This window comes from Sphingopyxis sp. KK2 (assembly GCF_001990265.1).
Taxonomy (GTDB): Bacteria; Pseudomonadota; Alphaproteobacteria; order Sphingomonadales; family Sphingomonadaceae; genus Sphingopyxis.
In genome coordinates this window covers 1-12,938 of record NZ_LYVN01000118.1, presented here as the reverse complement: position 1 = coordinate 12,938, position 12,938 = coordinate 1, and the positions used below count along the sequence as shown (strand labels likewise).

8 protein-coding genes are annotated in these 12,938 nt (G+C 64.1%); 3 read left to right on the top strand and 5 right to left on the bottom strand.

The features are described from left to right. On the bottom strand, nucleotides 1-708 hold a 708-nt coding region (locus tag B1A78_RS16690; protein WP_179102072.1), incomplete at its 3' end, for an AAA family ATPase. Nucleotides 709-1,033: 325 nt separating this feature from the next. On the opposite strand from B1A78_RS16690, the gene B1A78_RS23170 reads away from it, so the two are divergent. Further along, a complete protein-coding gene (locus B1A78_RS23170) occupies nucleotides 1,034-1,165 on the top strand; it encodes a hypothetical protein (protein WP_256839009.1) in 132 nt (43 codons plus the stop codon). A gap of 59 nt (nucleotides 1,166-1,224) precedes the next feature. Then, the gene (locus B1A78_RS16685) at nucleotides 1,225-1,404 is read left to right on the top strand and encodes a PspC domain-containing protein (protein WP_077148046.1); all 180 of its coding nucleotides are present in this window, start codon (nucleotides 1,225-1,227) and stop codon (nucleotides 1,402-1,404) included. A 100-nt stretch (nucleotides 1,405-1,504) separates the two neighbouring features. On the opposite strand, the gene B1A78_RS16680 is transcribed toward B1A78_RS16685, so the two are convergent. From B1A78_RS16680 to B1A78_RS16665, 4 genes are all read right to left on the bottom strand, one after another. After that, complete coding sequence (locus B1A78_RS16680; RefSeq protein WP_077148045.1) at nucleotides 1,505-2,230, bottom strand: hypothetical protein; 726 nt, start codon at nucleotides 2,228-2,230, stop codon at nucleotides 1,505-1,507. A gap of 317 nt (nucleotides 2,231-2,547) precedes the next feature. After that, nucleotides 2,548-6,834 (bottom strand): DNA-directed RNA polymerase subunit beta', encoded by a 4,287-nt coding sequence (gene rpoC, locus B1A78_RS16675; protein ID WP_077148044.1) that lies wholly within the window; start codon nucleotides 6,832-6,834, stop codon nucleotides 2,548-2,550. Between the two features lie 53 nt (nucleotides 6,835-6,887). Continuing rightward, nucleotides 6,888-11,066: a DNA-directed RNA polymerase subunit beta gene (gene rpoB / locus B1A78_RS16670; RefSeq protein WP_077148043.1), complete on the bottom strand. Its 4,179-nt coding sequence runs from the start codon at nucleotides 11,064-11,066 to the stop codon at nucleotides 6,888-6,890. A gap of 225 nt (nucleotides 11,067-11,291) precedes the next feature. Further along, nucleotides 11,292-11,900 carry a TetR/AcrR family transcriptional regulator gene (locus B1A78_RS16665; RefSeq protein ID WP_077148042.1) on the bottom strand — a complete coding sequence of 203 codons (609 nt, stop codon included), beginning with the start codon at nucleotides 11,898-11,900 and terminating at the stop codon, nucleotides 11,292-11,294. A 210-nt stretch (nucleotides 11,901-12,110) separates the two neighbouring features. Here B1A78_RS16665 and B1A78_RS16660 point away from each other — a divergent pair. After that, on the top strand, nucleotides 12,111-12,938 hold an 828-nt coding region (locus B1A78_RS16660), incomplete at its 3' end, for a TonB-dependent receptor plug domain-containing protein (RefSeq protein ID WP_179102071.1).

Sequence of the window (12,938 nt, the reverse complement as noted above, 5' to 3'; positions counted from 1 at the left end):
CCATGGCGCGTCGCGCACGGCTCCCTCGCTGTCGACCAGCGTCAGCACGGGCCGCGCAAAGGGCGCGTCGGGTTGCCCCGCCAGTTCGGCCGACAGCGCCGCGAGCGTCGCTTGCCGCGCCGCATCGATCGCCGCGCCATGCTCGGCAAGCTGCGCCTCGAGGCTCGTCAGCCATTGCGCATCGGCATTCGCGAGGTCCGCCAGCAATTTGCCGCGCGCGCGCAGCGCCGCCTCGTAGCGGTTGCCATGCTGCGCGTGGCGCGGGTCGAGCGCGAGCACCAGCCGGTCGAGGAAACGCCGCCGGTTGCCTGCGGTCTCGACGAACAGCCGGTCCATCGCCGGGGTCAGCCACAGGATCGCCAGCCATTCGCCGAGCGCGGTCGCCGCCGCCGCGGCGCCATTGATCCGCACGATGCGGCGTCCGGGATGCGCGGGTTCGATCCCCGTACCCAACGCGACCGGTGCAAGGTCGTCGCCCGCCGACACCTCGGAAAAAACGGCGAAGCCCCCCGTCGCCCCGTCGCGCACCATGTCGGGCAGCGCCGCGCGTCGTAGTCCGCGCCCCGGCGCGAGCAGCGAGATCGCCTCCAATATATTGGTCTTGCCCGCGCCATTGTCGCCATGGAGCGCGACAAGCCCCGGCCCCGCCGCCATTTCCGCCGCGGCATGATTGCGAAAATCGGTAAGGGACAGGCGGGCGAGCGTCATCTGGCCGATGTCCTAGGGGATTTGCCCCGGCGAAGGAACGCTGAGTTTTCGACCCTCCCTCTCCGTCGTCATTCCCGCGAAGGCGGGAATCCAGCTTTCTCTGCCTTCGCGAGGATCACGGATAAGCCGTCACCACTAACCCATGTTAGAATTTTCCATTCATCGGGAATTAATCCCGATCAGCAGGATTTTTCACGTTGAAACAATCTGTCAAAATCCGGAAAATGGCGGTTAACCGCCAATGAATCAAATTGGCACGCCTCCTGCATTACCATTGGCATCCACCGGATGGTCCGGGCGGAAGGAAAAAAGGAAGGACAAAATCATGGCCCATTTCAACGTTGACACGCTTCGCAGCTACGCCGTCGCCGCCGTCGCCTCGGTCTATTGCTCCGCCATGCTGTTCATGGTCGCCGTCGGTCAGACGGGTGCGCAGGTCGGTCAGCTGGTCGCCTGACCAGCTGGCCTCCGCCACTCGCTAAAACGCCGGCTCCGGCCGGGATGGAAAGGAAAGAAATGAAACAGGGTTTTCGCAAGAATCGTCGCGATGGCATGGTCTTCGGCGTCTGCGCCGGCATGGCCGACAGCTTCGGCATCGACGTCTTGTGGACGCGCGTCGGCTTTGTCGCGCTGACTTTGCTGGGCTTCGGCCTGCCACTGCTGCTGTACATCACCGTCGCGATCCTCGCGCCGTAACCAGCCAGCAACGGGCCGGCCGCCTTTCAGGCGCTGTCGCACCGGCCCGCATATTTCCACAAACAGAGGCCCGCCGGTCCATGCCCGGCGGGCCTTTTGCTTAGGCGCCCTTCGGCAAGACGGTGAAGCTGTAGGGGATGTACAGGAACACCTCATTCTCGCTCGCCTGGCTCCACACCAGATGGCGGTCGAGTCCGCTGACCGTCACGCCATAATCGGCGCCGAACGCGTTGCTGGTGCGGCGCGATTCCTCGGCGATCAGTTGCACGACCGGCCCGCGATACTGGTCGGGGTTGATGATCGTCAGCTGCATCGCGCCATTTTTCTCGACCAGCGAGCGGCCCGTCGCGGGGACCGCCTTGATAAAGCCGTCGATGCGCCCCAGCGCGCTGTCGGCAGGGCCGGCCAGCTTCGTCTTGACCACCACCGCGACCTCGCTGGTGTCCGCGCGGCGCCCCATGCGCAGCGGCAGGTCGCGATAATTGGCGAGCGTTACCGGCGTCAGTTCGAAACTGCCGGTGACCAGTTCGACCCCGGCGGCGTCGGCCTTGCGGATCGCGGCCTCCAGCATCGCGTGGATTTCCTGCCGCCGCACATTGGCGTCGCGCGAGTCCGACGTGACGAGAATGTCCTGGATCGCCCCGTCGGCGAGCCGCCGCAGCCCGATGACCGGCACGCTTTCCTTGAAATAGCCGTCGCCCGACCCGCGCGTCGACGACACGCGCACTTCGCCGCGAATATTGCTGCTGTCCTGCGCCAGCGCACCGCCCGCGGTGACCGCGAGCAGCAAGGCCGCCGACAGCGCCCAAGTCTTTCCGATTTTCATAACCCACCTCGCAACAAATGTTGCGACCCGGTGGACCGGGTATCAGGGGTGACCCTGCCCGGAGATGAACGGAGGTCGGGCGGAAGCGGACGCTCCATTTTCCGTCATCCCGGGCTTGACCCGGGGCCTGCCTTGTCTTTGCCCCGATGGTGAAAGACGGAAGGCGGGTCCCGGGTCAAGCCCAGGATGACGATGCAATAGATACCGCTTCCCACCCCAAAGCGACAACCCCGCATCGCACCCGAACAACAAAGAAAAAGCCCCGCCGGATCGCTCCGGCGGGGCTTGTTTCGTTCGGACCGTCAGGTCGAGGAAGCTTATGCCTCCTCGTCGCCCTTGATCAGGTAATCGCCGGCGTCGGCATCGCTGCCGTGGGTTTCGCCTTCGACGGCCGCCAGCGGATCGTTGCCGATCGCCGCTTCGGGACCCTGCGCCAGTTCGGCGGCATGCTCCTCGGCGGCGGTCGCCGGTGCGATCAGATCGACCTGGTTCGCGGCGCGCATCGAAGCCCGCAGCGCGGCGTCCTTCGACGACGCGGTGACGCGGACGCGGTTCATCGCCGCACCGGTACCCGCCGGGATCAGGCGGCCGACGATGACGTTTTCCTTGAGGCCCTGCAGCGAGTCGATCTTGCCCTGCACCGATGCCTCGGTGAGAACGCGGGTGGTCTCCTGGAAGGATGCCGCCGACACGAAGCTGCGCGTCTGGAGCGAGGCCTTGGTGATGCCCAGCAGGACCGGGCGACCTTCGGCCTTGCGACCGTTCTTCGGCAGCTTGGCGTTATATTCCATCATCTCCAGATAATCGAGCTGTTCGCCCGGCAGCAGCGTGGTGTCGCCGCCTTCGGTGATCTCGACCTTCTGCAGCATCTGGCGAACGATCACCTCGATATGCTTGTCGTTGATCTTCACGCCCTGCAGTCGATAGACTTCCTGGATTTCCGCGACGAGATATTCGGCCAGTGCCTCGACGCCCATGACATCGAGGATGTCGTGCGGGTTCGGCGAACCGCTGATCAGCGCGTCGCCGCGCTTGACCTGGTCGCCTTCCTGCACTTCCAGCACCTTCGACTTGGGGATCAGGTACTCGATCGGATCGCCTTCTTCCGGAACGATCGCGATCTTGCGCTTCGCCTTGTAATCCTTGACGAATTCAATGCGACCGCTGATCTTCGCGATAACGCTGTTGTCCTTCGGAATGCGTGCTTCGAACAGCTCGGCAACACGCGGCAGACCGCCGGTGATGTCGCGCGTCTTCGACGCTTCGCGGCTGACACGCGCCAGAACGTCGCCCGCCTGCACTTCCTGACCGTCCTCGACCGACAGCATCGTGCCGACCGCGAGCAGGTAGCGCGCGGCTTCACCCGACTGATCGTCGAGCAGGGTCAGGCGCGGCTGCAGGTCTTCCTTCTTCGAACGACCGGCCGAACGATATTCGATCACGACGCGCTGGGCGATGCCCGTCGCTTCGTCGACCTGTTCGATCAGCGTCTTCGTGTCCTGAAGATCCTGATACTTCACCACACCCTGCTTTTCGGTGATGAGCGGCATCGTGAACGGATCCCATTCGGCAATCCGGTCGCCCTTCTTCACCTTGTCGCCGTCCTTGAACAGGATCTGCGCACCATAAGGCAGCTTGTGCGACGCGCGCTCGCGGCCTTCGCTGTCGATGATCGCCACTTCGCCCGAACGCGACAGCGCCAGACGGCGGCCGCGCTGGTCGACGATCGTGGTCATCTCGCGATATTCGATCGTGCCGTCCGAGATCGCCTCGGCGTTCGACTGCTCGTTGACCTGCGCCGCACCACCGATGTGGAAGGTACGCATGGTCAGCTGGGTGCCGGGTTCACCGATCGACTGGGCGGCGATGACGCCGACCGCTTCGCCGATGTTCACCGGGGTACCACGGGCCAGGTCGCGGCCATAGCATTTGCCGCAAACGCCCAGCGTCGCTTCGCAGACCAGCGGCGAACGGATCTTCACCGACTGGACTTCGGCGTCCTCGATCTTCTGCGTCGTCGCTTCGTCGAGCAGGGTGCCGACCGGGGCCAGCACATTGCCGTCCTTGTCGAGCACGTCCTCGAGCGTCGTGCGGCCCAGGATGCGCTCGCCCAGCGAGGCGATCGTCGAACCGCCCTGGATGATCGCACGCATTTCCATGCCGCGTTCGGTGCCGCAATCTTCCTCGATCACGACGCAGTCCTGCGACACATCGACCAGACGGCGGGTCAGGTAACCCGAGTTCGCCGTCTTGAGCGCCGTATCGGCGAGGCCCTTACGCGCACCGTGGGTCGAGTTGAAATACTCGAGAACGGTCAGGCCTTCCTTGAAGTTCGAGATGATCGGCGTTTCGATGATCTCGCCCGACGGCTTGGCCATCAGGCCGCGCATGCCGGCGAGCTGCTTCATCTGCGCCTGCGAACCACGGGCACCCGAGTGCGCCATCATATAGATGGAGTTGATCGGGGCCAGACGGCCCGTCTTCGGGTCCTTCGGCTCGGCGCGGATTTCGTCCATCATCGCGTTCGCGACCTTGTCGCCGCACTGCGACCAGGCGTCGATCGCCTTGTTGTACTTTTCCTGCTGCGTGATCAGGCCGTCCTGATACTGCTGCTCGAAGTCCTTCACGAGGGCGCGGGTCTCGTCGACCATGCCTTCCTTCGACGCCGGGATGATCATGTCGTCCTTGCCGAAGGAGATGCCGGCCTTGAACGCGTTGCGGAAGCCCAGCGCCATGATGGCGTCGGCGAACAGCACGGTCTCTTTCTGGCCGGTGTGGCGATAGACCTGGTCGATCACGTCGCCGATTTCCTTCTTGGTCAGAAGGCGGTTGACGACGTCGAAGGGCACGGTGTGCGACTTCGGCAGGCATTCGCCGATGAGCATGCGGCCCGGAGTGGTCTCGAAACGCTTGAGATACTCATTGCCCTGCTCGTCGGTCTGCGGGACGCGGCTGACGACCTTGGTGTGGAGCGTCACCGCGCCGGTGAACAGCGCCTGATGCACTTCGGCCATGTCGGCGAGGAGCATGCCCTCGCCGGGCTCGCCCGCGCGTTCCATCGACAGATAATAGAGACCCAGCACCATGTCCTGCGACGGCACGATGATCGGCTTGCCGTTCGCGGGGCTCAGGATGTTGTTGGTCGACATCATCAGCACGCGCGCTTCGAGCTGGGCTTCCAGCGAAAGCGGGACGTGGACGGCCATCTGGTCACCGTCGAAGTCGGCGTTGAACGCGGCGCAGACCAGCGGGTGAAGCTGGATCGCCTTGCCCTCGATCAGCACCGGCTCGAACGCCTGGATGCCGAGGCGGTGAAGCGTCGGGGCGCGGTTCAGCAGGACCGGGTGCTCGCGAATGACTTCGTCGAGGATGTCCCAGACTTCCTTGCGTTCCTTTTCGACCCACTTCTTCGCCTGCTTCAGGGTCATCGACAGACCCTTGGCGTCGAGGCGCGCATAGATGAACGGCTTGAACAGCTCGAGCGCCATCTTCTTCGGCAGGCCGCACTGATGCAGCTTGAGTTCGGGACCGGTCACGATGACCGAACGGCCCGAATAGTCGACGCGCTTGCCGAGCAGGTTCTGGCGGAAGCGGCCCTGCTTGCCCTTGAGCATGTCCGAGAGCGACTTCAGCGGACGCTTGTTGGCGCCGGTGATCGTGCGACCGCGGCGGCCGTTGTCGAACAGCGCGTCGACGGCTTCCTGCAGCATGCGCTTTTCGTTGCGGACGATGATGTCCGGCGCGCGCAGCTCCATCAGGCGCTTCAGGCGGTTGTTGCGGTTGATGACGCGGCGATAGAGGTCGTTGAGATCCGACGTCGCAAAGCGGCCGCCGTCGAGCGGCACCAGCGGGCGCAGTTCGGGCGGGATCACGGGAACGACTTCGAGGATCATCCACTCGGGGCGGTTGCCCGATTCGATGAAGCTCTCGACGACCTTCAGGCGCTTGATGATCTTCTTGGGCTTGAGCTCCGACTTGGTGGTCGCGAGATCTTCCATCAGGTCGGCGCGTTCCTGTTCGAGATCGAGATTCTCGAGCAGCACGCGGATCGCCTCGGCGCCGATGCCGGCGCTGAACGCGTCTTCGCCATATTCATCCTGCGCGTCGAGCAGTTCGTCCTCGGTCAGCAGCTGGAACTTCTCCAGCGGCGTCAGGCCGGGTTCGAGGACGATATAGGCCTCGAAATACAGCACGCGCTCGAGCTGCTTGAGCTGCATGTCGAGCAGCAGGCCGATGCGCGACGGCAGCGACTTCAGGAACCAGATGTGCGCAACCGGCGCGGCGAGCTCGATATGGCCCATGCGCTCGCGGCGGACCTTGGTCACCGTGACCTCGACACCGCACTTTTCACAGACGATGCCCTTGTATTTCATGCGCTTATACTTGCCGCACAGGCATTCATAATCCTTGATCGGGCCAAAGATGCGCGCGCAGAACAGGCCGTCACGCTCGGGCTTGAACGTGCGATAGTTGATGGTTTCGGGCTTCTTGATCTCGCCGAACGACCACGAGCGGATGCGCTCGGGGCTCGCGATGCCGATCTTGATCATGTCGAAGGTTTCGGGCTTCGCGACCGGGTTCATGAAGTTGGTAAGCTGGTTCATATTCTAGCTCCATCTTCCCCTCCCGCTTGGCGCGAGAGGGGTGAGGACAAATCTTATTCGGCGGCTTCGGGAAGAGCGTCCGGACCTTCGTCGGGATCTTCGTCCGCATAGGACGAGAGCTCGACGTTGAGGCCCAGCGAGCGCATTTCCTTGACCAGCACGTTGAAGCTTTCGGGAATGCCGGCTTCGAAGGTGTCGTCGCCCTTGACGATCGCTTCGTAGACCTTGGTGCGGCCGATCACGTCGTCCGACTTCACCGTCAGCATTTCCTGGAGCGTGTACGCCGCGCCATAGGCCTGCAGCGCCCACACTTCCATTTCACCGAAGCGCTGGCCACCGAACTGCGCCTTACCGCCCAGCGGCTGCTGGGTGACGAGGCTGTAGGGGCCGATCGAACGCGCGTGGATCTTGTCGTCGACCAGGTGGTGCAGCTTCAGGATATACATATATCCCACCGTCACCTTGCGGTCGAAACGGTCACCCGTGCGGCCGTCGTACAGGTCGACCTGGCCCGACCGGTCGAGACCGGCGCGTTCCAGCATCGCCGACACGTCGCCTTCGCGCGCACCGTCGAACACCGGGGTCGCAAAGGGCACGCCCACCGACAGATTGCCGGCCAGCTCGATCACCTGATCGGTGTTCCGCGCCTTGATGTCGTCGGCATATTCGTCGCCATAGGCATGGAGCAGCGCCTCGCGCACCGCTTCCGGCGGAGCACCGGCCTCGGGGTCGGGGTTCGCCATGCGCCAATCCTCAAGCGCCGCCGTGATCTGGCGACCGAAGCCGCGCGATGCCCAGCCGAGGTGCGTTTCGAGAATCTGCCCGACATTCATGCGCGACGGCACGCCCAGCGGGTTGAGCACGAAGTCGACATGCGTGCCGTCTTCGAGGAACGGCATGTCCTCGATCGGCAGGATGCGGCTGATGATGCCCTTGTTGCCGTGACGGCCGGCCATCTTGTCGCCCGACTGGAGCTTGCGCTTCACGGCGACGAAGACCTTGACCATCTTGAGCACGCCCGGGGCGAGTTCGTCGCCGCGCTGCAGCTTTTCGACGCGATCTTCATACTTCGCGCCGATCCGCTTGATCGCGTCGTCATACTGCGCCTTGATCGCTTCGAGCGCGGTCTGGGCATTGTCCTCGACGACGGCCAGTTTCCACCAGTCGCCGCGATCGAGGTCGGTCAGCATTTCCTCGGTGACGACATCGCCCTTCTTCAGGCCCTTCGGAACCGCGCTGGTCGTCTGACCGATCAGCAGGTCCTTCAGGCTCGAGAAGGTCGCGCGGTTGAGGATCGCGCGCTCGTCGTCGGCGTCCTGCTTCAGGCGCTCGATCTCTTCGCGTTCGATCGCGATCGCGCGCTCGTCCTTGTCGATACCGTGACGGTTGAAGACGCGGACTTCGACGACCGTGCCCGACACGCCCGGCGGCAGGCGAAGCGAGGTGTCGCGCACGTCGCTGGCCTTTTCGCCGAAGATCGCGCGCAGCAGCTTTTCTTCCGGCGTCATCGGCGATTCACCCTTGGGGGTGATCTTGCCGGCCAGAATGTCGCCCGGGCCGACTTCGGCACCGATATAGACGATGCCCGCTTCGTCGAGGTTGCGCAGCGCTTCCTCGCCGACGTTCGGGATGTCGCGCGTGATGTCTTCGGGGCCAAGGCGCGTGTCGCGCGCGGTGACTTCGAATTCCTCGATGTGGATCGAGGTGAAGACGTCGTCCTTCACGATGCGTTCGCTGATGAGGATCGAGTCCTCATAATTGTAGCCGTTCCACGGCATGAACGCGACGAGCACATTCTTGCCGAGCGCCAGTTCACCGAGTTCGGTCGACGGACCGTCGGCGATGATGTCGCCCGAACGGACGACGTCGCCCACCTTCACCAGCGGACGCTGGTTGATGCAGGTGTTCTGGTTCGAACGCTGGAACTTCTGCAGGCGATAGATGTCGACGCCCGACTTGCCGGGTTCGATCATGTCGGTGGCGCGGATGACGATACGCGTCGCGTCGACCTGGTCGATGATGCCGCCGCGGCGCGCCGCGATGGCCGCGCCGGAGTCGCGCGCAACGGTTTCTTCCATGCCGGTGCCGACCACGGGCGCTTCGGCCCGCAGCAGCGGCACGGCCTGACGCTGCATGTTCGATCCCATGAGTGCGCGGTTGGCGTCATCGTTCTCGAGGAACGGGATCAGCGAGGCCGCGACCGAAACCAGCTGCTTCGGCGACACGTCCATCAGCGTGATCTGCGCCTTGGGCGCCATCAGGAATTCGCCCGCTTCGCGCGCCGAGATCAGCTCGTCGACAAAGCTGCCATCCTCGTTGAGGTCGGCGTTCGCCTGCGCGACGGTGTGCTTCTGCTCTTCCATCGCCGACAGATAGACGACCTCGTTGGTCACCTTGCCGTCGATGATGCGGCGGTACGGGGTTTCGATGAAGCCGTATTTGTTGACGCGCGCAAAGGTCGCGAGGCTGTTGATCAGACCGATGTTCGGGCCTTCGGGCGTTTCGATCGGGCAGATACGGCCATAGTGGGTCGGGTGAACGTCGCGGACTTCGAAGCCCGCGCGCTCGCGCGTCAGGCCGCCCGGCCCGAGCGCCGACACGCGGCGCTTGTGGGTGACTTCCGACAGCGGGTTGGTCTGGTCCATGAACTGCGAAAGCTGCGACGAACCGAAGAATTCGCGCACCGCGGCGACCGCGGGCTTCGCGTTGATCAGGTCGTTCGGCATCACGGTCGACACGTCGACCGACGACATGCGCTCCTTCACCGCGCGCTCCATGCGGAGCAGGCCGACGCGATACTGGTTTTCCAGCAGCTCGCCGACCGAACGGACACGACGGTTACCGAGGTTGTCGATATCGTCGATTTCGCCCTTGCCGTCCTTCAGGTTCACCAGTTCCTTGACCACGGCGAGGATGTCCTCGCTGCGCAGCGTCGTCACCGTGTCCTCGGCGTCGAGGCCGAGACGCATGTTGAGCTTGACGCGGCCCACGGCCGACAGGTCGTAGCGCTCGGGGTCGAAGAACAGGCCGCCGAACAGCGCTTCGGCGGTTTCGCGCGTCGGCGGCTCGCCGGGGCGCATGACGCGATAGATATCGCTCAGGGCCTGGTCGCGGTCCTCGGCCTTGTCGGCCTTCAACGTGTTGCGGATCCACGGACCGGTGTTGTTGTGGTCGATGTCGAGCAGGACAAGCTTGTCGATGCCCGCGCTGTCGATCTTTTCGAGGTTCTCGGCGCTCACTTCGTCACCGGCTTCGATATAGATCTCGCCGGTGGCTTCGTTGATCAGGTCATAGGCGCTGTAACGGCCGAAGATTTCCTCGGTCGGGATCAGCAGCGTGTCGAGACCGTCCTTCGCCGCCTTATTGGCGAGGCGCGGGCTGATCTTGTGACCGGCGGCGAAGACGACTTCGCCGGTCTTGGCGTCGACGACGTCGAACGCGGGCTTCGAACCGCGCCAGTTTTCAACCTGGAACGGCACGCGCCAGCCATTTTCGGCGCGCTCGAAGACGAGGCGGTCATAGAAATCGTTGAGGATTTCCTCGCCCGTCATGCCCAGCGCATAGAGCAGGCTGGTGACCGGCAGCTTGCGCTTGCGGTCGATGCGGACGTTGACGATGTCCTTGGCGTCGAATTCGAAGTCGAGCCACGAACCGCGGTACGGGATGACGCGCGCGGCGAACAGGAACTTGCCCGACGAGTGGGTCTTGCCGCGATCGTGATCGAACAGCACACCCGGCGAACGGTGCATCTGCGACACGATAACGCGTTCGGTGCCATTGACGAAGAAGGTGCCGTTGCCCGTCATCAGGGGCATGTCGCCCATATAGACGTCCTGCTCCTTGATATCGAGGACCGAGCGGGTGTCGGTCTCGCTGTCGACTTCAAAGACGATCAGGCGCAGCGTGACCTTCATCGGTGCCGCATAGGTGATGCCGCGCTGGCGGCATTCGTCGACGTCATACTTCGGCTCTTCGAGCTCGTAATGAACGAAGTCGAGTTCGGCGGTGCCGGCGAAGTCGCGGATCGGGAAAACGCTGCGCAGCGTCTTTTCGAGGCCCGACACATAACCGATCGACGGATCCGAGCGCAGGAACTGCTCATAGGATTCGCGCTGCACCTCGATGAGGTTGGGCATTTCCACCGCTTCGTGGATGTTGCCGAACAGCTTGCGGATTCGCTTGATCGCGGTTGCTTCGAGGGCCTTGCCCACCGACTTCGCCTTGGTCGCCATAAGTGATTGTCTCGCCTTGATAAAATAACTCGCGGGCGCGATAGAGACGCAAAAAAGCCGCAAGCAACCGTTGCCGGTTTACCGCAGCTTCCAACGCATCTCGAAATCCCCACCGACCTATCCGTACAGCCCGTTGCGCAAAGTCAGGCTCTATCTCGAACGGTGGGGTGTGGGGGCGATATAGGTTTCAGGTCCTATTTTGTCAACGCGGCGACCGCCGAAATCTCAGGATGCGAGCCCGTCGATCTTGCGTTCGATGCGGTCGAGCCGCGCGGCGATATCATCCTGCTGCCGCGCCGCGCCGGGCAGGTTCAGCACCGGCATCACATAGATGGCGACGCGGCGGCGGATTTCCAGCGGGTCGTCATAATCCTCGCCGCCGAGCACGAGCATCTGGTGGAGCAGCCATTCGGTCAGCCGGTCGAGGTCATCGGGCGGGGTCCATTCGCCCGACGCCATCGCGCCCTCCAGCATGCGCCCGACCACCGCGCCGGTGATCGACTTGTGCGCGGCGAGGAAGATCGAGAAATCGTCGTGGAGCAGCCCGTCCTTCGCGACCTTGTGGATCCACGGTGTGTTGCAGATGCTCTCGATCCCGCCCGCGATCACCTGTTCGAGCCGGTCCTCGATCGGCCCCAGCCCGACCGCGACCTGCCCGCTGCGTTCGAGATACGGCCCCGCCATATGCTGGAGCAGCGCGAGCATCAGCCCGTCGCGGTTGCCGAACCAGCGATAGAGCGTCGCGCGCGACACCCCCGATTCGCGCACCACATGGTCGATCGTCGTGTCGTGAAAGCCGACGCGCGTCACGACGTCGATCGTCGCGTCGAGCACCGCCGACTTGGCGGCATCGCTGCCCGCGGGCCGCGGAATAGGGGCGATTGTGGCGATATCGACCTCCCTGTCGAGACGGTCCGGCTATCATATCGCATTCCCTGAGGCAAATGCTTGCGCTTGTCTCACTTAGTGTGATAAGTCGCCGACATTGTCTCGCGGACCAACAGACCGGCAAAAGCCGGTGGCGCGGGACGAAGGGAGAGAGAAATGAAGATCAACGGACTGCATTTGCTGCTGACCAGCGCCGGCCTGGCCCTCACGAGCGCCGCCGCCGCGCAGGAGGCCCCCGCCACGGCCGATACCGGCACCGAAACCGCGCAGGGCGGCATCGAGGATATCGTCGTCACCGCGCGCCGCACCAGCGAGGTCGCGCAGACGATCCCGATCGCGATCACCGCCTTCGGGTCGCAGCAGCTCGCCGACACCAATGTCGAAGGCATCGCCGACATCGCGAAGCAGACCCCGAACTTCTTCGTCCAGACCTCGAGCGCCGATCCCACCGGCGTCCTCCTGACGATCCGCGGCCAGTCGCAGCAGGATTCGATCCTGACGATCGAGTCTCCCATCGGCGTCTATGTCGACGGGGTGAACTATATCCGCTCGTCGAACCTCGAAACCGCGCTGTTCGACACCGAGCGCGTCGAGGTGCTGCGCGGGCCGCAGGGCACCCTGTTCGGCAAGAACACCACCGGCGGCGCTATCAACATCACCACGCGCCAGCCCGACCTTTCGGGCGCCGGCGGCTATGTCCAGGCGAGCGGCGCGACGCACGACCGCTACGACGTCGGCGCCGTCCTCAACCTGCCCGTCGTCACCGACAAGCTCGGCGTGCGCCTCGTCGGCCGCTGGACCGACTATGGTTCGCTCGGCGTCAACGGCCTTGGCGACGGCATCGGCGGGCGCGAACAGGTCGCCTTCCGCGGCACCACCCTGTTCGAGACCGACAGCGTCAGCTGGGCGATCACGGCCGACTATACGCGCACCAAGGGCGACGGCCCGGTAAGCAAGCTCGCCTTCGTCAGCCCCTTCCCCAGC